The organism is Streptomyces sp. H39-C1 (genome assembly GCF_027158125.1).
Lineage (GTDB): Bacteria > Actinomycetota > Actinomycetes > Streptomycetales > Streptomycetaceae > Actinacidiphila > Actinacidiphila fildesensis.
Window position 1 is genome coordinate 1 of the sequence record NZ_JAPVLS010000131.1, and the last position, 18,264, is coordinate 18,264.

Below are 18,264 nucleotides of genomic sequence, written 5' to 3' on the forward strand. Positions count from 1 at the left end.
GATGCCAGTCACTCCATGGCCATCGAATCGCTACACAGGCTCAACACCCGGGTCGCAAACGCACCCGCGAGCCCACCCAGCGAATAGCGACACCGACATCTCTGCACACGGCCTCTGCGGAGACAAGGCACAGCTACGTGACGCACCTGATCGAGTTCGGCTACCCCGAGCGGTTCGTCCAGGACCAGGTCGGACACCGGCACGGGTCCACCACCGCGCTCTACACCTGGGTCTCGGACGAGTACCGGAACCGCCTGCTGGAAGCCCACCTGCAGCGTCAACAAGTACGGCCGAGCACACGACGTCCGGACACGACGATGGGAAGTACTCGGTGACCAAGACCAAGGGAGTGCGCTGGAACCTGCGCAAGCTGATGGCCGCGCAGGACATGTTCCAGACCACCGAACTCGTGCCACTGCTGGCCGAACGCGGCATCCACTTGTCCCGGGAACAGGTCTACCGGCTCGTGACACAGCCACCCCAGCGGTTGTCGATGGACACGCTGGCCGCGCTCTGCGACGTCCTGGCCTGCACCCCGAACGACCTGATCGAGGTCGTCGAGGTCCGCCAGCAAGTCGCCAAGCCCACCGCCACTGGCGAAACCGCGGCCGCGGCCCCGCCGACGCGCCGCACCCAGCTCCGTCGACCGGAGGGACTGTGAGCCGACGGTCCGAAGGGCCCGCTGCGACCGCGACACGCGAGGCGCTGACCAAGCAAATCCTGCTCGGATGCCGAGGGTTGATGCCGGAGGCGGCCGCCGCTGTGGTCGCTGATCTGGCACCTCAGGCCCGATCGGCAGCCCGCAGACACCTGGACACCCATCCGACCGCACTCACCAGCGGTTCCCCGCAAGCGATCGTCTCGGTTCAGAAGATCATCTGGCGACTGATCGAGGTCGGCCGCACCGACGCGCGTCGGCCCGCCTGCACGCAGTGCGGCCGTTTCCGATTGCTCGTCCACCTTGTTTCCGGCGGCCGGATCTGTGGAAGCTGCGGGGCCACGGCCCGATACCGGGAATCCGTTGCCGTCTGCCGACGGTGCGGAAAGACCCGCCCCTGTCCGGCCCGCGGCGTCTGCCAGGCTTGCTACTACGGGCACGACGCACCGAAGAAGACATGCACCAAGTGCGGCAAACACGCCTATTGCTACATCTCGGCCAGGGACGGCAACCGCCTTCTCTGCAACGGCTGCCAAACCCGAAAGTCCACCACCTGCGCGTTCTGCGGTCGGAACTCTCCTGTCACGGTGAACTGGCCCCGAGGACCGGCCTGCAAACGGTGCTACGCCCGTCGCCTGGACGAGCCCGGGCCGTGTCATCGCTGCGGAAGAGTCCGTGCCCTGGTCGGAAATGCCGGCGGCCATGCGCTCTGCGGAATTTGCGCCGGACACTCCACCGACTACAGCTGCACACGCTGCAACAACCCAGGCGGAGCCTCCACCCCAGGGACCTGCTACCCATGCGCCATCGATGACCAGCTCGTCCGGACCCTGGCCATCATTCCCGCGGAAGCCGCCGACCAGCTCCAACACCTGCGGCGTGCAGTCGCCGACACCGACAACGGCAGATCCGCCCTGCAGTGGCTGCGCCAATCCAACGTGCGGAAACTCTTCATCGACCTCACCGCGACGGGGAAGCCGCTCAGCCACGAAGCTCTGGACGACGCCTTCCTCGCCGGCCACCACATCGCCACAGGCCACATGCGCAAGATCCTGGTCGCCGCTGGCAGTCTTCCCCCGCGCGACGAACACCTCGCCCAGATCGAGCTGCGACTGGGGATCGTCGTGGCGAAATATCCCCAGTTCGAAACCGTCCTGCGCACCTACGTCCGCTGGAGCGTCCTGCCTCGCCTGCGAAGGCGGGCCCGCACACGACGTCCCACAGACCACATCACAGAGTGGGCCCGCGCCCGCATCCACAGCGCCGCACGCTTCCTCGCCTGGTCCGAAGAACAGGGCCAGGCCCTCGACACCGTCACGCAAGAGCACGTGGACGACTGGCTGGCCAGCGGCAAGAGCACTCAATACAACGTCCGCGACTTCCTCGTCTGGGCAGCCCGACGCGGCTACGCACGAAAGCTTCTGGTCCCGCACCGCGGCAAACCTGATCCCGCGGGACTCGACGAGGACGTCCACTGGGACGTCTTGCAGCAGTGCCTTCACGACGACCAGCTGCCACTCGACGTCAAAGTCGCGGGCGCCCTGGTCCACCTCTACGCCCAACCGCTGAGCCGGATCGTCGCTCTCACCAGCAACGACATCCGGCAGCATTCCGGAGGCAACAACCGACTCCTCCTCGACCGCCAGCCCGTTCCTCTGCCCCCACCGCTCGACACCCTCGTCGAGCAGCTCGCCACCGAGTACGGCAGGAAGGACGCCGGGACGTGGCTCTTCCGGGGCAGCTATCCGGGCCGCCCCATGCCCGTCAGCACCCTCCAACGACGGCTCAACATCCACGGCATCAGAGCCAAACCATCCCGAGTCACTGCCTGTCTGAACCTCGCACAGGATCTGCCGCCTGCCGTCCTGGCCTCCATCACCGGCATGCACGTGATCACGGCAGAGCAATGGCACCGACGAGCGGCACCTGACTGGGGCGCCTACCTCGCCGCGCGGCGCACGGCGACGAATAGCGCGCGCTCCGAATGACGCTCCCCGCCAGTTCCTCGGCGTGGGCGTGGATCAGGAGGTGGCCGTGGCGGATGTCGTCGTGGATCTTCTGGGCCTCGTTGGAGACCTCACGGATCTCGGTGCGGGTGCACCAGGGCATCGGGTAGTTGGCCCAGGTCCACTCTTCGTCGATCGCGGTGCGTAGCGCGGGGGTGATCTCGACGGCGATTCCGTCGGCGGCCAGTTGCCGCGCGGCGTCCTGGGCCCAGTAGGGCTCCTCGTGATCGATGCGGACCAGGACGAGGGTGTTGTCGGCTACCACATGCCAGTCGGCGGCTTCCAGACCCAGGTGCGGGATGTGGGTCTGCGGACCGGTCAGGGTGGCGGTGACGGCGCTGGAGTGGGTGGGGTGGACGTCGAGGCGAACGTGCGCGTCGATGGAGGGTGTCGTCACGGCAGAAGTGCTCTCGATTTCGGTGTGCTGGACTGGAGGGGTCTGGCGGTCAGGGGGTTAGCGGGGGGTGCGTGCAGCGGGCAGGGCGGTGGTCGGCGGTGGGCCGGCCCGGGGCGCGGCCGTGCTTGTCGCGGTCCTGGTGCGCGCCGGTCGGGTCGTGGGAGCGGGTTCGGTGGTGGCGTGCTGCCAGCGGGTCCACACGGCGGTCAGGTCGGCGAGTGCGCGGCGGCTGCCGACGACGAGCTGGTACGGCGTGTTGGCCGGGTCATGGGTGAATGCCTCGATGCGCCGGCCGAGGTGATGGGCGCCGGCCAGCACGGAGCGCTGCAGGACTCGTTCACCCCAGTGCTCCGGGGAGCCGACCGGCCCGGCAAGGAGCTCCAGCAGCTCCCGGGGTTGGGCACCGGCGCCGAGAAGGCCGCGGTGTTGTGCTTCCCACAGGACGGTTACGGGGTCGACCGGTGTGTCGCGGCGGATCAGAGTGGTCAGGCACTGCCACAGCCCCGCGTGCAGGGGGTGGGTGAAGTCGCCGGGCGTCAGCCAGCGCATCTGCTCGATGCTGCTGGGGTGGGCGGTCGCGGTGGCGAGCAACAGCCTTGCCTCGTCGAGTGCGTCCTGGTCGTGGGTGGTGGCCTGCGGTGGCGTGGGGGTGCGGGGCAGGGATCCTGCGTGCGGTGGGAAGCGGGTGGCGATGTCGTCCAGCACGCCGCCCAGGGCGTCGGTCTCGTCGAAGGTGGAGGCCACGCGCAGGGGGAGTGATGTGTCGTGGGCGCTCTGCACGAGGCGCTGGGCGGCGGCGGCCAGACGGCGTCGGCAGTGCTCCGCCTCGATCATCCGCGCGTACGCGGGCGCGTGCGGGGGCCACGGGCAGACCTGGATCAGGCTGTGCAGGTAGGCGGCGGTCAGCCCGGGCGCCTGCTCGCGGGCGGTGGCAAGGACGGTGTCGAGCCACTGCGGGTGTGTGGCGTGCTCCGCCGGGTCAGGGGCCGGCAGGGAGCTGATCGCGGCGAACAGGGCGGCGTGCGCGGCGGTGGAGAACGCGTCGGGGCCGACCCCGGTCACCTCGTTGAGGCGTTGTGGTTCGAGCAGGAAGGCGCCGAGGAGGGCTTGCTCGACGTGGAAGACCGGGTGCGGCGGAGCGACGGCGTCGAGAGCGTCCTCGTCGGGTTTGGGGGTGTGGGGCATCAGGCGGCCAGGGTGAAGTCGTCGGGGTTGAGCGGAACGTTCAGGTGCGGGGCGAGGAGGTGGGCGGCGAGCAGCGGGGGGACGGCGTTGCCGATCTGTGAGAACTGCTGGCCCTTGTTGCCCGCCCAGGGGTAGTCGGCGGGGAAGGTCTGCAACAGCCCGGCCTCACGCGCGGTGATCCGGATCGGCTCCGGGACAGCGCCCGGCGGGTGGGTGGTGGGGGGTTCGGCGACCCAGGTGCATTCGTTGGCGCGGTGCCCGAAGAACAGGGTGCCCGCCGGTTCCTCGATGGATCGGATGGTGGCGTTGGCCTGGTTGTTGCTCCGCAGGGACCACGCCCAGCGTGTCTCGGCGTCCCGACGGGACCGTTGGCCGATCTCCGGGGGTCTGGGCGTCCAGGTGCCGCAGTCCCGGGCGTTGGCGAGGGTCTTTCGGGAGCCGGAGGGGAAGGGTTCGGGGCCGCCTCCGGGTCCGCCGCCGGCGCAGACGGTGGGAACGGGCCGGTCGGTGGCACCCCATCCCAGTGCCTGGGCCATGCTGACCCAGCCGGTCCGGCCCGGACCGAACAGACTCTCCTGCTCGGCGACACGGGCGTGCGTGGGCGCAGGCGGCTCAGCGGTGCGGATCCGGGAGGCCAGAAGGATCGCTCGCTTCCTGGTCTGCGGCACCCCGTAGTCCGCCGCGTTCAAGATTCCGCACCACACGGAGAACCCCCAGCCTCGGAGCACGGCGGCGTACTGCTTCCACAGAGGCAGAACGTCCGGGACTTCCTCCATGACGACCCACTCCGGCTCGCCTACGGTGTTCAGGGCGTGCAGGTAGCGCATGGGCTCGGCCGCCAGCAGGGAGCGTTGGTCCCGGCAGGCGAACAGCAGCCGTTCGCGGATATCGCGGCCGACGGCGAGATGCGCGACGGCCTCGTGCACGAGGGGCTGGTCCAGCAGGCCGAGGCGTTTACCGGCCATACTCCACGCCTGACACGGAGGCGACGCCAACAACCCGCGGGTCCGGCCGAGCCACGGCCACGTCGGATACCTGGCCACGTCGGTCCGCACCGTCCACTGCCCGGCAGCCACACGGGTTTTGCAGGCCCACTCGTCCCATTCCAGACCGACGTCCCGCACACCGAGCACCATCAGCGCCCGGCTCCAACCACCCGGACCCGCAAAAAGGTCCAGAATCAAGTGGCCAACCCGTAGTCATCCTGCGTCGGCCCGTCCGCATCTCCCCGGCACGCCCAGGGAGAGCATCCGTCCACAACACCGTTCTCCAGTTCGTCCGCGTCACCCAGTTCGGGCTGCAGGGCGGCCCGCTCGGCGGCGGTGACGTGGTCGATCGGCGCCTGCCCGAGCGGCACGCGCGAGCGATGGAGGAATGCCTGGCCGAGCAATGCGTTGCCCGTCGCGTTGGCGCGGGCGTTGCCCTGGCGAATAGCGGCGTCGAATTCCACGACGTCCTGCCACTCCTCGGGGCTCCTGTCGCGAATGCTGCGCCACTGCGCATTTCCATGGAATGGGCAGCCAAGGCACGATGACTTCGGCGTGTCGGCGAGACCGATTGATTTCAGATATCGGATGCAGTCGCCGCGCGACCAGCCCATGTCGATGAGCGGGTGCCGATTGCGCATGTAGCGGACGTCGGCATCCTTGGCACGGTGGAACTCGTCCGTGGATATCCCGACCCATTGCTCGACGAAGACACCCTTGGGAATGCGCTGCGGGTACGGGTATCCGAGAAGTTCGCGGACCTTCTTCTTGATTGGCTTTATCTTATATTCGCCCGTGCATTGGCGTCGGGTCATGCCTTGCTTTCCGTCCTTGTTCAGGATGTAGAGCGGCATGGAAGCGAATCGGTGATCGGGGTCGAGCGCGTCATTGCGAATGTTCCCGGAGCTGACTCGTAGCACGGGTATTCCGGCAGGTTCAGCGACCTCTTTTACGAGTCGGTCGAGATGGGTGTATACGGCACGGGGCTCCCAGCCGGTATCGGCGAAGATGGCGTAGTCAACCTTCGGGAGAACGCCCTCGGCGGAGAGGGCGAGCATGGCGCTGGACTGAATTCCTGCGCCGAGGGAGATGGCACGGAACTGCGGTATCGGGGAAATAGAGAGTCCTGATGGTGAGGAGGGCGGCGGCGCGGCCGTGCGGGGCGGGCGGGCGAAGGCGGTGACGGTTGCGCTCTCCTCGTGGGGCCGGCCTTGATGGGGAGCCGGACCGGGGATGCCCATCACGGTGGCGTTCGCCCGAGGCACCGCAGCGGTGCCCGACGAGCCCAGCACGAGGCCACTGGTGGCGGCGTCGTTGCTGCGGTCAGCGGCGGTGTCCTGCTGCGGGAGTTGAGGTAGTGACGGGGACAACGGTGCTCGCGCCTGGTTGCGGACCGGGCACGGCGCCCGTGGGCCGACTGCCGAAGGCGGGCGCGACCTGGTCGAGTGTCTGGGCGATCTGCTGGGCCTGGGCTCGGGCTTGACGGAGCTGTTCGGCGACGTCGTGGGGGAGGCGTTCCCACTGGGCCGTGTACTGGTAGTCCCGGATGATGTCGGCGGCGTTGCGGAGCTGTTCAGCGACTTGTCGCAGGATCGCGGTCTGCTGTTCTGGGCTGGTCGCGGTGCGGGTGTGCTGCAGGAGTGCGTCGAGTGCGGCGGGCAGTGGTTCGGTGTCGGCGGGGAGGCCGAACAGGTGGGCGTGCAGGGACGCTGCGAAGGCGGTGACGGGCCCGCCCCGGGAGCGGTGGCCGAACTCGGCTGCGGCCTGCGGCCAGACGTGGAAGCTGACGATCACGTCTCGGGGTGCGGCGTCGGGGTGGATCTGGTCGGCGAGGGCGCGGGCGAGGTCATGTGCCGTGGGTGGGTTGGAGGGCGTGGTGGCTCCCAGGTGGGGTGGTCAGCGGGCCGCGCTGCGTGCGGTGGGGTCCGGGCCGCGCAGGAGAGCGAGGTTGTTCAGCGCGTCGTGGTGGCGGGTGCAGTCGGCACCCAGGGCCAGTAGGCGTTCGAGGATGGTGGGGGTGGCGGTCATCGTCGCGGGTGTCGGTTGGCGTGCGCCCGGGCGGCCTGGGCGACGGCGTGGTGGGCGTGGGGGCTGACCGCGGCACCGCTCACGGGTGTGATCAGCGTGCTGTCGCTGTTCTGGACCAGGAACGGGACCTCGTTGAAGACCCGTTCGACGGGTACGTCGCTGGCGAGGTGGGCGAAGAACTGGGCGACCAGGCGCTCGGGGGTATCGCGGGTGAAGGTGGCGTTCCACTCGGTGTCGAAGCCCTCGTAGAGCGAGTGCTCGAACCGCCAGGGCACCTCGGTGTCCGGCTCGTGGCGCAGGTGACAGTGCTCGTCGGGGGAGGTGAACAGCGTGACCGGCCCCGCCCGCACGATCCTCCAGCCGTTGGCCTCCGCAGTGTCGGTGAGAGTGCTGGTTGTGAGCGGGATGCGATCGGCGTGCCGGGTGTCGCCGAGGAGTTGGGGCAGGGTTTGTGTGACTGCGGCAATGGCTTCGGCCGGTGTCTGCCGGCTGAACCGGGCGGTCCAGTTCGGCTCGTGGTGCCGGATTTCCCACCAGATGCCGTCCTGCCGGTTCAGCTCGAAGTCGAGGAAGACGCTGCCGCAGGGGCTGTCGATCTCGATCCGCCCGGTGCTCGGGTTGTGTTCGTAGCGCCAGTTGAACAGGTGGATCAGTGGACCGATCACATCGTTGAACTTGTTCATCCCGCCGCCGGCGAGGTGCCGCGGAGAGACCATGACCCGTTCATCGGGGTTGAACTCGGTCATCGACGCGGCCCCTTGGTCGCTGCCGCAGCGGACGGCGTGATGGCCGCACTTTGGCTCGCTGAGTGATGGGCCAGTGCGTGGTGCCCCTCGGGGGTGACGGTGATGCTCCGCCCCTTGTACGGGGGTACGGAGGTGTCGAGGTGCAGCAGCCCGCGCTTGTCCAGGGACTGGAAGGTGGCGATGGTGATCACGGTGAGGTCGGGTGTGCAGACCATGGTCGAGCCACGGCCTCGCGTCTGCATCGTCGCCCCTCCCTGCGCGAGGGAGCGCAGCGCCTGGTACTGGGTGTCGCTGAGCCGGTGCGGTACCGGCCGGCCGGCGCTGGTGCTTGCGGTGCGTTGGAGGTCGCGTGTGATCCCGGAGGCGGTGTAGTGGCAGCAGGTCGCGCACAGCTTGAGGTGGTGGGCGGCGGTGGCCAAGTTCTCGGCCAGGAGGGGTGCGGCTTCCGCGTGCCGGGCCTGGCGCAGGGCTGCGTCATCGCTGGGCGGACCGCCGGCGAAGGTGGTGGCTTCGAGCGGGTTGTCCGCCACGGCCCTCGCCAGTTGCGAGGCGGCGAAGCAGGCGGAGGCGACGACTTCGCTGAGTGCTTCCAGGGAGGATCGGCTGCCGGGCACAGCGGCGTACTGGCTGCCGTCGAGAGCGGACAGTTGGACCAGGGTGCGGCCGGTCAGTTCGTGGATGGCGAGGATCTTCGGGCCGAGTTGCTGCAGCAGTTCACTGCCCGGTCGGGCATCCAGTGCCGTGAGCGTGGTGTGCAGGGCGGCGAAGTCGACACCGAGCTGCCGCAGCTGGCCGATCTGCAGCGGCAGATCAATGGGGCGCAGGGTGATGGTGGGGCTCCGATACGTCGGGGTCAGCGGGTGCGCCCTGGTGCCGGCACGGGGGCCGGCGGGCCGGGGGCGACGGCGGTGGAGGCGGTGGTGGTGATTCCGGGGCCGGCGAGGGCACGGTCGATGAGCCGTTGGTCCTGTCGCTGGGCTGCGGTGGAGGCCAGGCGACGAGAAAGCCGTTGCGCCAGCCCGCGGTACGCCGCGGCTGCGGCGTCCATCCGTTCGGTGGCATCGGTCAGGACGCGCCGGCTCGCCTGGGGCGTCTCATCGGCGTCCGCGTACAGCAGTACTTCGGTGCGGGTGTGGATGGCGAGGGTGCACATGGCGGCGGCGAGCGACACCTGGGCGCAGACCTCCGCGACTTCAGCCAGGTTCTCGTGTCCGTTGTGCATGGCCGCGTACTGGCTGGTGGAGAGGGTGGCCAGTTGCTGCGTGCAGCTCGTCGCCAGTTCCTGAGCGCGCACGGCGAGGGGAGCCAGTTCACGGACGGGCTTGGAGATCTCTCCGGCGTGGACCTGTTCCACGTCCGCTCGCAACGATTCCAAGGTGAGCGCCACCTGACCGAAGAGGCGGGTCTGCTCCGCCAGGTCGATGAACTGCAATCCGAACTCCAGACAAGGGGAGGGCGAAGATGCCCGGTTGGTGAGGGGCGGGCGGAGAGCTACGCGGCAGGTCCGAAGTCGGACTGCTTCGGTGCGTGCTTGGCGATGGCGCGGCCGGTGATGGCCTTCGACGCGCGGGCGGAGGCGGCCGATAGTTCGGCGGCGCCGGGTTCCCGGTACCAGGGGCGCAGGTCGAGCATGGCCACGCGCATGCCGGTGGCGAAGCACAGGGCGCTGCCCTTGGGCAGGGCGCGGATCGCGTCGGCGGGCAGGATCCGTTCCTGCCGCATGGACACGGAGGTGGACTTCCCGGATTCGGAGTGCGAGGTGGAGGTGGTCTCCACGTCGTGGTCGCCGATCAACCTGCTGAGCTTGTCGGCGAAGTCCGGGTCGTCGATGCCGGCCCCGATGACTTTCACGGTGGAGGCGGACCACATGGCGTCCATGCCGGCGTCTCCCCAGACCTTCTGGCCCTGGCGGTAGCTCTGCAGGATCGTGAGGGGGATGATGCCGCGGCTGCCGAGGTGGGAGTACAGGTCCGGCAAGTCGCTGATCTTGCAGACGTTGGCGGCCTCGTCGAGGATCGCCAGCATCGGCGGATCGAGACGTCCTCCGGCGCGCTCGGCCTGGGTGGTAGCGGCCCGCATCACCGAGTCCGCGCACGCCGCGATCAGCGCGGAGGCGCCGCCGCCGCCGTCCTTGCTGAGGAGGAACAGCGTGTCGGTGGAGGTGACGAAGTCGGCGGGCCGGAACTCGGCGACGTCCTTCTGCGGTGTCACCCACGCGGCGATCTCAGTGTTGAGCAGGGCGGCGGCGTACTGGCGGGCGGTCTCGTAGATGCCGTCGCGGGTCTCCGGTGGTCCTTCGACGGTGCCCTTGAGCTGGGCTGCGACGGCGGTGAAGTCGTGGTCGCGCAGGATGTCGAGCGGGGTGCGGTCGGCGGGGAACGCGAGCCACTGCATGATGTCGGTGATCGGCCGCTCGTCGAGCGCCGCCGCGAGGAGCAATTGGCTCAGGATGTTGCTGCCGGCCTTGGACCAGAAGTCGCCCTGGGCGCTGGCGTCGACACTCGCGGCGAGGAAGTGACCGGCCAAGCGGCCGGCGCCGTCGAGGGTCCTCGCGCTGGCCAGGGGGTTCCACCACATGTCGCGGGCAGCGTGAGCGATCTGCTGCGGATCCATGGTCCACACCTGGCCGACCTGGGTGCGGGCGTCGTAGGCGGCGGTGAAGGCGTCACCGGCGGCCTTGTTCGAGGTCAGTAGGACCGGGCCGGGTGCGTTGAGGATGGAGGGGATGGCCAGCGAGGTGGTCTTGCCGGAGCGGGGGGCCATGATCGCGACGGCGACGTCCTCGAAGCCCATCCGCACCTCGTGCCGGGTGCCTTGGAGGTTGCCGAGCAGGATCCCGGTGTCCTGGGCGTCGATGCGCTTGGCGTCCTTCAGACTCGGCCGCAGCGACCGGGCCTTGTCGGTGATCGCTTTGGCCATGAGCGGCTCGATGTCCCGGGCCTTGGCCATACCAGTGATCTTCTTCCGGCCGCCGTTGCGGTTGTTGTGCCGGGCCCACAGGAGGCCGGCGACTGTTGCGAGGGCTAGGACGAGGAGACCCGGCACGATGCGAGTGCCAATCAGCAGGGACGTTTCTGCGGCGTGCGGCCAGAGCTGTTCGGGATGGAGCAGGGCGGTGGTCGGCTGGTACGGCGCCCAGGGGGCGCCGGTGAGGTGGGCGGTGATGTTGCCGGACAGCCAGGCGAGGTTCGACAGGGGCACGACGACGGCGAAGACTCCCAGCAGCAGCCGGAAGGCGAGGTCGTACCCGTCGGTGGAGGCGTTCGAGGAAGGGGGCAAGAGGTACGTACTTCCAGGCGGGGACGGAGGGATCAGCGGCTGCGGCCATTGGAGGCTGCTGGCGGCTGTTGCGGGGCACAGGGATTCGCCGGGATTGCGCGACGGGAGACGAGGGCGCGCATGCGTTCTTCCAGGGCGAAGGCAACGCGCTCGACGGGCATCTCCTGCGTGGTCCCGATCACCAAGGGAGTGCCGCGACCCGACCCTCCGTGAGCGGGAGTAGGGCGCGGCACAGGAGTGGGGTCGGCCAACGCGGCGGTAAACGCCGCGATCAGGTGCGGCGGGGTATGGGTGCCGAAACGGGCCTCCCACAAGGGGCCCTGCGGTAGCACCGTGGTGACGAACCAGCAGTCGGTGGTGCTGTTGACGAAGTGCTCCGCGCGGGCCAGACCATCAGGGGAGGTCATCGCCTTGTCACCGCCAGCGTGCCGCCAGTCGGCGGCTGTGAGGGGCCTGTGTGGATCGGCCTCGGTGGGTGTGCCTGCTTGCGGGTCGGTGAGGGCGTCGGTGAATGCGGCGATGATCTCCACCGGGGTGCGGGCGCCGAAACTCGCGTACCAGGCCGGCCGGTCCGGTTCCGGGGCGTGGTGCAGCGTCCACCACTGTCCGTCGGGATCGGGCTCCAGGCGCAGGAGGGCCTTGCGGTCGGGGCTGGTGAGGATGACGCGCGGCATCAAGGGGTCCTGGCCGTAGCTCCAGCCGCAGGCGCGGTGAAGGGGGACGGTGACCCAGGCTGGGTCACCGCCGCCGGCCAGATGGCGCGGCGCGATGAACGCGACCTCGACGCTCTCAGGCACCGGGGACACCGCTACCTCCGCACTCGGGCGGGCCGGCCGGGTGCGGGGGCCTTGGCCGGCGGTGGGGCCAGAGGGGAGGGGGTGTGCTGGGCAGCGGTGTTGATCTCGTGGAGGACGTGACCGTGGGTGGCCCAGTCGTCGAGGTAGCTCCACGATTCGGCGTGGTACTCAGCGAGGGCTTCGTCGAACGGAAGGGTACCGGGCGGGGCGTCGGCGGGGAGGCTGTCACGGGTGCGCACCCACTGCTCGTGCAACGCGTCGAGCAGCTCGACCGCGGAGCGCAGCTGACCCAGTTGATAGGCCCAGCGGTGCTGCACCACGCTGGTCGGCATGGTCCTGAGCTGCGCTTCGGCTGTGGCCAGTAGGGGGCGGGCGCCGGCGCGGACGGTCTCGAACGCCTCGGCGGTGTCGGCGTCGCGCTGGCGCTGGCGGGTGCCGTAGGCGTGGTCGTCGTGAGGCCAACCGTTGAGGTCGGTGTGCTCGTCGGAGTAGACGTCCCAGGCGTCGTAGATGTTCTTGCTGTCGCTCAGGTAGTCGTCGAGATGCTGCAGGAGATCGCGGTCAGCGGTGGTATCGGGGGAGATGGGGAGGGTCCTGTCGGGGTCAGCGGTGAGAGGCCGGACGAGCGGTGGCCGGCGTCGCCGGGGCCGTCGCGGGTGTCGGCTGCTTCTGGCGGCGGGCGGCGCGGGTTTGCGCGCGGATGGTGTTGATACGGGTGGTGTGCGCGTCGACCACCTGCTGCGGAGTCAGCGGGCTGGGCTGTTGCACGGCGCTGTAGTGGGCGGTGCGGTCGAACATGGCGCGCTGCAGCGGGGCGGGATCGATGAGCGCGGTGACGAACGCGGTCACGAGGTGTTCGGGTGCGTGGCCGTCGAACCAGGCGTGCCACAGACGGGGCCCGCGAGCCGTGAGTTCGTCGTCGCCGCGGACCTCGATCTGCCAGGACACACGCTCTGGTTCCCGCCAGGGCACGGTGCCGGTGCCGTTCTCCGCCCGGCGCTCCACCCTGCACCCCGACGGGTCGGAGTAGGCAACCCCGCGGCCGTCGATGATCCATCCGGCACCTTCCAGCACCGGCTGGAGGGTGGCCGACTCGCCCGAAGGGGGAGCGATGAGGGTGTCGGTGAGGCCGGCGAGGACCTCGGCAGGAACGAGCTCACCGAACTCGGCGTACCAGCCCTGCTGGGGGGCGGTGGGCTCGGCCCGCAGCCGCCACCACGCGGAGGTGGAGGACTGCGGGTCGAACTGCAGGCTGTAGTGGTGGTCGGGGCTGCGCAGGATGATCTCGGCACTCAGCGGGTCGGACGTGGAGGTCCATCCGGCGGCGGCCAGGCCGTGGGTGACGTGGCGGACATCGCCGGGGCCGGCAAGATGACGCGGACTGGTATCGAAGGGAATCCGCCAGGCGTGTACCTCGGCGACGGCGGCGAGCTGCCGTTCACTTACCGGCACTCTGCGCCCCCGGCCTGGTCTCAGCGGCGCTGTCGATCAGGGCCCGCACGTGGTCCAAGGAGTAGTGGAGGGTGTGCTGGTCGGACTGCTCCCACGCGGCGGCACGCAACTCATCGACCAGGACACTGACCTCCCTGCTGCGCGGGGTGTCCGGGTTTTCCAGCAGGGAACGGGCGAAGGCGCGCAGGATGTCGCCGAACTGCACGGGGATGCCGGTGTACTCATCGAGCAGCGGAGTGACGAGGGCGAACGCCTCCTTGGGGTCGGGCTTGTCGCGCAGGTATGCGGTCAGGCGGGACAGGGTCTGCGTCGCGGTACGGACGGATTCCAGGGTGGGTGCGGGCATCGGGCTCCTCGGGGGGCTTCGGGGTTCAGCGGCGGGTGCGGGTGCCGCCGACGTGAGCGTGGGGTCGAGCCGCGGTGCGGGGACGGCTACCACGGGGGGTGCTGCTGCGGGCCCAGGCGGCGCGCGCGGCGGTGATGCGTGCCTGCTGCCAAGCCCGGAGCTGGGAGGGCAGTACGGAAACCGATGTGGTGCGGATCTGCGTGCTGTGCGGGACGCGGCCCAGTGGGCGCATCACGGGCTCGGGGTTGGAAAGCGCGGTGGAGAAGGCTTGGACCAGGTGCATCGGGGTGCTGGCGGTGAACTGGGCGCTCCAGCCGTTGCCCTGCTGGTCCTTCGCACCCGATGACCACATCGCGTTGTCGCCGGCGGCCTGGTGGTACTGCATCCAGGCACTGCCGTCGGGGCTGGTCACGGTGTGATGTCCGGCGGTGGGTTCATGGCGCCAGCGCTGTTCCCGTAGTGGCGCCCACACGTTGGGGGCGTGCGCGGAGCGGGGCTGGGTGAGGGCGTCGGTTAGACCGGCGACGATCTCCACCGGCGTCTGCCGGCCAAGGACAGCCCACCATTCGCCCTGATGGCCGTTCGCCTTGCCGTGGATGGTCCATCCGCCGGGCAGGACGAAGGGGTCATAGCCGACGCGGATGGTGCGGTCCGGGCTCTCCATGACCAAAGGGCCACCCGTCTTGGACTTGTCCCGCCATCCCGAAGCACGCAGGAACTCCGCGACGTGCCGCAGATCGCCACCGCCCGCAAGTCCGCGCGGTTCGACGAGGTAGTGCTGCTCGGGCTGCTCGACTGCCCCCCAGCCTTGCGTCTGCTTTCTCGTCACCGGCGCCGCCGGGCGACGAGGGGCGAAGGGGACGGCGGCTGCGCGGTGGCGGACGGGGGCTGCGTGCCGACGCGCTGGAGAGTCTGCGCGTGTTCGTCCAGGTCCAGGGCGATGTCGTTGAGTTCGTTCGAGCCCCGGCCCAGAGCGAGCCACACCTCGGCCGGCAGCGCACCGCGTTCGGCTTCGTGCTGAGCGAACCTGCTGCTGGTGGCCAAGAGGTAGGTGACGCCGCCCAGGAGGCCGTTGTCCGGATCCAGGACGCGGGCGATGACCTGCGTGGCCTCGCGCAGGGGCAGGTGGGCGAGGTGGTCGGCAAGCTGGGTGAGCTGGCGTGTGATGTCATCGGCCATCATCACCGGGTAAGGGGTGCCGGGCATGTTCCTCCAGGTCAGGGATAGTCAGTCGCGTTCGAGGTGTTCGATCCGCAGCGTCTCGGCGAGCACGGCTTCGGATCGCGCGTCGGCCAGGGGTAAGGGGCAGGCGGGACCAGCGGGGATGCAGGCGCGCAGGTAGCCGCGGAACACAGCGGCCACAAGGCGTGGCTTGCGGTGAGGGGACATCGCCGGGGCCGTGAGGGTGTTACCGGAATCCGCTGGGTCGGATGGTGCGGGCCGGGGCGGCTCCGGTGGGGTTCCGGCACCGCCCCGGCCCGCTTCACGGGGTGCGCGGGGACGGTGCAGGGCGCTTGGGGGAAGCGACTGGGGCGAGGTGCCGCGCCGCGGGAGCGGGTTTGCTGGCGCGGATCTCGCGTACGGCCTGCTGGTAGGCATCCTCGTTGAAGACCTCGGGGGCGCAGTTGACCTTGTACCCGGCCAGGAGCAGGGCGGGGATCGCGCGGATGGCCAGGCGCTTTTGCTCATCAGCGTCGAGGTGTTGCGGCGCAACGTGCCGGGTGTAGACGGGGCCGGCGGTGCGGACCTCCCGCCGCTCCAGACCGAGCGGGTCGAGCAGGTCGAGGAGTCGCCCGGGGGCGCCTGTGGCGGTGTCGGCGTGGATGGTGGTCGTCAGGGCCTTGATGTAGACCTCGACGTCGGTGCCGTACTCATCGGCCAGATTCGCCATCGACGGGCCCTCCCGTCGCCCTATCGGCTCCTGCTGGCCGGGCTACGGGTCGCAGCCGACGCCGGCGGCACCGCGGGTGTGGCGGTGGGCGCGATCCGCCCCGACGGGTGCTGGAGGGCGGTGCCGATGCCCTGGGCGTCGAGCTGGCGTCCGGTCTCGCGCACGGCGCGGGCCTGCGCCTGGGTGTCGTCGCCGCTGAGACGGTAGATGCCGCTCGGGTCCTTGACGAAGCCGTTGGCCGCCAGGACTTCGGCGGCCTGCTCGCCGACGGGTGCGGCGGCGAGGCTGCCGTCCTGCTGCCAGGTCAGGACGACCCGGTCCGCCTGGGACGGCTGCACGCCGCCCAGGGCGTTGTACCTGATCTGGGCGAGGGCGGTGTCGTAGCGGGAGAGCAGGTCGCCCGCTACGGTTTCGGCGCTCAGAAAGGGGTCGTCGGTCAGCGCGATGCCGTTGGGTTCACCGACTGCGCGGTATGCCTCGTCGGGGAGGGTGCGGGGGGCGACGGCGGCGATGAGGAATCCACCGCGGTCGTCGTGCCGGTCCAGGACGACGAGCTGGGCGCCGTCCGGGCGGCTCAGGGTGGCTGCGTGCTGGAGGGGATGCTCGGCCAGGGATGCGGCGATGAGGTCCAGGTCCCAGATGCGGTCGGTCAGTTCGGTGAGGTCGTCCTTGTCCTGGGGCGAGTGGTAGGTGCTGGTCCAGGTCCCGGGAAGTTCACCGGCGACGATGTCGGCGTAGGAAGCGAGGCGCTCGGAGTTTTCGTGGTCGTACATGGTGTCCTTGGGCGAGGTAGGTGTCATCGGCGCAGACCGGCGGACACGGGTGGTGGCGGGGCCGGCACGGTGCGCGGCGGGGCGGGCAGGCGCACGCGGCGGAGCGTTCACGTTCGGTGGCGGGGACCTGTTGGGTGCAGGTGCTGCGGCCGGGGTGCGGGGCGTGGCGGTCGGCAAGGCTGTTGCGGGTAGCGGCTAGGTCGGCGCTGATGATGGGCAGGCGCTCGTCGGCGAGGTAGCGAAGCCGTTGGGCGATGTGCGGGTCGGGGGCCTGGCCGAGGCCGTCGTGGAACTCCGCGGTGGCGGTCAGGACCTCGGCCAGGGCGGCGAGAATGCCGTCGTGCGCGGCGGTCAGCTCGGTGAGAGCGTCGGCGGCCTCTTCGGTGGTGGTGGCCTGGTGGATCCGCTCGGCGAGCTGGGCCACGGAGGCGCCGAGTGTCGGGTATGTGGCGGGCCGGGCTTCGGTGTCGAAGTCCGCGTCGCAGTCGACGTGGTATCCGGCGGCTCGCAGCCGGGCCACAGCGCCGACGGCGAGGCGGGATTCCTCGTCCTGATCGAGACCGGTGGGGGTGCGGTGGTAGGTCTCGTGGACGCGCACGACGGGAACGAAACCTGCCCGCTGCAGAACACTGTGGGCTCCTGCGTCTCCGCCGCGGGCGAGGACCTCATCGGAGTGCGGATCGCGGCGGATGTCGAGGAAGCGGTCGGCGAGAGGTGAAGGAACGTTTCTCCTATGGTGATCGGTGGGTGGCGGACCGGCCGGCGGATGGTGCCGGGGCCACGCTGGGGCGGACGAACGACAGGTGGGCTGCCGTGGTGTCGAGGTCCTGCTGGATGACGTGGAGCCGGCGGGCGATCAGCTCCAGGCGGTGTGCCGTGTCCGGCCTGGTGGCTCCTGGCTGGCGGGCGATCCGGTGGGCGGTGTGCTCGATGAGCGAGCGCACCGTGGCCAGCGGCCCGGCGTGCTCGTCGGCGAGCTGAGACAGGACGCTCGCGAGGTGGCCTGTGGCAGTGGGTACAGGCGCGGGGGCCTGCGGCTGGGTTGCGGTGGGTGCCGGGGTCAGGCGCAGGTCCCCTTCGATGCGGCGGGCTTCGACCGAAAGGCGCTGCAGGACGTTGGCGGGCTGGGTGTTCCAGGTGCCGTCGAGGCGGATCAGGTTGGCGATCAGGTCGAGGCGGCCGGGTTGGGCTTGGACGGCGATCCACTGACAGCCGTGCTCATCGCCGGGGATCTCGATGCCGGCGGCGCGGGCGAGGCGGTGGGCGGTCTCGGCCCATTGGGGTCCGGTCAGCACCCGGTCATCGCGGTGGAGGCGGATTTCGAGGTGGAGGATCGCTCGCCGGTCGTCGTTCGGGCTGGCAGCGAACGGGTGCTCCAGCAGCGGGTCTTCGAGGTGCTGAGCCCACTGGGCGGACGTCCACGTCGCCTGCTCGTCATCCAGGGTGTAGGAGTCGAGCCCCGGCCAGCAGGCGACGACGGTGTGCTCGGTCAGCCCGTCATCTGGTGAGATCGGGCGGCCCAGTGCCGCGGTGAGCGGGTCGTGCGGGGTATGGGTGCGCTCGTGGACCTGGAAGATCACCGGCCGCCCCGGATGTTGAGAGTCACTCAAGATGCCGATGTGGGCGGTGAGTTGGGGCATTCTGTGTGCCGACAGATTCGAGCGCATGTCGGTGTGGCCCCGGTGTTCGTTGGCGGCGGCACCTTGCCGATGAGGGCATG

At 69.9% G+C, this 18,264-nt stretch carries 24 protein-coding genes; 4 read left to right on the plus strand and 20 right to left on the minus strand.

What is annotated here, in order from left to right; translation table 11 throughout:
• Positions 1 to 26 precede the first annotated feature (26 nt).
• From O3W51_RS43950 to O3W51_RS43960, 3 genes are all read left to right on the plus strand, one after another.
• Complete coding sequence (locus O3W51_RS43950; RefSeq protein WP_443048405.1) at positions 27 to 335, plus strand: tyrosine-type recombinase/integrase; 309 nt, start codon at positions 27 to 29, stop codon at positions 333 to 335.
• Positions 332 to 661, plus strand: coding sequence for a helix-turn-helix domain-containing protein (locus O3W51_RS43955; RefSeq protein WP_269289410.1), 330 nt, complete (start codon positions 332 to 334; stop codon positions 659 to 661). Before O3W51_RS43950 ends, O3W51_RS43955 begins: the two co-directional genes overlap by 4 nt.
• A gap of 935 nt (positions 662 to 1,596) precedes the next feature.
• Positions 1,597 to 2,646, plus strand: coding sequence for a hypothetical protein (locus tag O3W51_RS43960; RefSeq protein WP_164608531.1), 1,050 nt, complete (start codon positions 1,597 to 1,599; stop codon positions 2,644 to 2,646).
• Here O3W51_RS43960 and O3W51_RS43965 read toward each other — a convergent pair.
• From O3W51_RS43965 to O3W51_RS44055, 19 genes are all read right to left on the minus strand, one after another.
• Positions 2,552 to 3,061: a hypothetical protein gene (locus O3W51_RS43965; protein ID WP_203674735.1), complete on the minus strand. Its 510-nt coding sequence runs from the start codon at positions 3,059 to 3,061 to the stop codon at positions 2,552 to 2,554. The two genes, O3W51_RS43960 and O3W51_RS43965, sit on opposite strands and share 95 nt — an antisense overlap.
• 57 nt (positions 3,062 to 3,118) lie before the next feature.
• On the minus strand, positions 3,119 to 4,246 hold the full coding sequence (locus O3W51_RS43970; protein WP_269289411.1) for a DnaB-like helicase N-terminal domain-containing protein: 1,128 nt from the start codon (positions 4,244 to 4,246) through the stop codon (positions 3,119 to 3,121).
• Positions 4,246 to 5,430 carry a DNA cytosine methyltransferase gene (locus O3W51_RS43975; RefSeq protein ID WP_164608250.1) on the minus strand — a complete coding sequence of 395 codons (1,185 nt, stop codon included), beginning with the start codon at positions 5,428 to 5,430 and terminating at the stop codon, positions 4,246 to 4,248. The genes O3W51_RS43970 and O3W51_RS43975 overlap by 1 nt, the downstream gene beginning before the upstream one ends.
• On the minus strand, positions 5,427 to 6,290 hold the full coding sequence (locus O3W51_RS43980) for a hypothetical protein (protein ID WP_203674733.1): 864 nt from the start codon (positions 6,288 to 6,290) through the stop codon (positions 5,427 to 5,429). Before O3W51_RS43980 ends, O3W51_RS43975 begins: the two co-directional genes overlap by 4 nt.
• 265 nt (positions 6,291 to 6,555) lie before the next feature.
• Entirely contained in the window at positions 6,556 to 7,026 is a 471-nt protein-coding gene (locus tag O3W51_RS43985) for a hypothetical protein (protein WP_164608249.1), read from the minus strand.
• A 102-nt stretch (positions 7,027 to 7,128) separates the two neighbouring features.
• Entirely contained in the window at positions 7,129 to 7,260 is a 132-nt protein-coding gene (locus O3W51_RS43990) for a hypothetical protein (protein ID WP_269289414.1), read from the minus strand.
• Positions 7,257 to 8,006, minus strand: coding sequence for a DUF317 domain-containing protein (locus O3W51_RS43995; protein WP_164608248.1), 750 nt, complete (start codon positions 8,004 to 8,006; stop codon positions 7,257 to 7,259). Before O3W51_RS43995 ends, O3W51_RS43990 begins: the two co-directional genes overlap by 4 nt.
• Positions 8,003 to 8,620: a hypothetical protein gene (locus O3W51_RS44000; RefSeq protein WP_269289416.1), complete on the minus strand. Its 618-nt coding sequence runs from the start codon at positions 8,618 to 8,620 to the stop codon at positions 8,003 to 8,005. Before O3W51_RS44000 ends, O3W51_RS43995 begins: the two co-directional genes overlap by 4 nt.
• A 239-nt stretch (positions 8,621 to 8,859) precedes the next feature.
• Positions 8,860 to 9,438: a hypothetical protein gene (locus tag O3W51_RS44005; RefSeq protein WP_164608246.1), complete on the minus strand. Its 579-nt coding sequence runs from the start codon at positions 9,436 to 9,438 to the stop codon at positions 8,860 to 8,862.
• A 59-nt stretch (positions 9,439 to 9,497) separates the two neighbouring features.
• Positions 9,498 to 11,285 (minus strand): type IV secretory system conjugative DNA transfer family protein, encoded by a 1,788-nt coding sequence (locus O3W51_RS44010; protein WP_269289418.1) that lies wholly within the window; start codon positions 11,283 to 11,285, stop codon positions 9,498 to 9,500.
• A gap of 32 nt (positions 11,286 to 11,317) precedes the next feature.
• Positions 11,318 to 12,091 (minus strand): DUF317 domain-containing protein, encoded by a 774-nt coding sequence (locus O3W51_RS44015; protein ID WP_269289420.1) that lies wholly within the window; start codon positions 12,089 to 12,091, stop codon positions 11,318 to 11,320.
• A 2-nt stretch (positions 12,092 to 12,093) separates the two neighbouring features.
• A complete protein-coding gene (locus O3W51_RS44020) occupies positions 12,094 to 12,414 on the minus strand; it encodes a hypothetical protein (RefSeq protein WP_239070675.1) in 321 nt (106 codons plus the stop codon).
• Between the two features lie 271 nt (positions 12,415 to 12,685).
• Entirely contained in the window at positions 12,686 to 13,534 is an 849-nt protein-coding gene (locus tag O3W51_RS44025; protein ID WP_164608243.1) for a DUF317 domain-containing protein, read from the minus strand.
• Positions 13,521 to 13,880, minus strand: a complete 360-nt coding sequence (locus tag O3W51_RS44030) for a hypothetical protein (protein ID WP_164608242.1) — start codon at positions 13,878 to 13,880, stop codon at positions 13,521 to 13,523. The genes O3W51_RS44025 and O3W51_RS44030 overlap by 14 nt, the downstream gene beginning before the upstream one ends.
• A 25-nt stretch (positions 13,881 to 13,905) precedes the next feature.
• Positions 13,906 to 14,709 carry a DUF317 domain-containing protein gene (locus O3W51_RS44035; RefSeq protein WP_164608241.1) on the minus strand — a complete coding sequence of 268 codons (804 nt, stop codon included), beginning with the start codon at positions 14,707 to 14,709 and terminating at the stop codon, positions 13,906 to 13,908.
• Positions 14,706 to 15,086, minus strand: coding sequence for a hypothetical protein (locus O3W51_RS44040; RefSeq protein ID WP_164608240.1), 381 nt, complete (start codon positions 15,084 to 15,086; stop codon positions 14,706 to 14,708). The genes O3W51_RS44035 and O3W51_RS44040 overlap by 4 nt, the downstream gene beginning before the upstream one ends.
• A 277-nt stretch (positions 15,087 to 15,363) precedes the next feature.
• Entirely contained in the window at positions 15,364 to 15,771 is a 408-nt protein-coding gene (locus O3W51_RS44045) for a hypothetical protein (protein ID WP_164608239.1), read from the minus strand.
• Between the two features lie 20 nt (positions 15,772 to 15,791).
• Positions 15,792 to 16,544, minus strand: a complete 753-nt coding sequence (locus tag O3W51_RS44050; protein ID WP_164608238.1) for a hypothetical protein — start codon at positions 16,542 to 16,544, stop codon at positions 15,792 to 15,794.
• Complete coding sequence (locus O3W51_RS44055) at positions 16,486 to 17,142, minus strand: hypothetical protein (protein ID WP_269289425.1); 657 nt, start codon at positions 17,140 to 17,142, stop codon at positions 16,486 to 16,488. The genes O3W51_RS44050 and O3W51_RS44055 overlap by 59 nt, the downstream gene beginning before the upstream one ends.
• Between O3W51_RS44055 and O3W51_RS44060 the strand changes: the two genes are divergently transcribed.
• A complete protein-coding gene (locus tag O3W51_RS44060) occupies positions 17,131 to 17,262 on the plus strand; it encodes a hypothetical protein (protein ID WP_269289427.1) in 132 nt (43 codons plus the stop codon). The two genes, O3W51_RS44055 and O3W51_RS44060, sit on opposite strands and share 12 nt — an antisense overlap.
• A gap of 13 nt (positions 17,263 to 17,275) precedes the next feature.
• Here the strand turns inward: O3W51_RS44060 and O3W51_RS44065 are convergent.
• A partial coding sequence (locus O3W51_RS44065) for a relaxase/mobilization nuclease (RefSeq protein WP_331284151.1) occupies positions 17,276 to 18,264 on the minus strand: 989 nt, incomplete at its 5' end.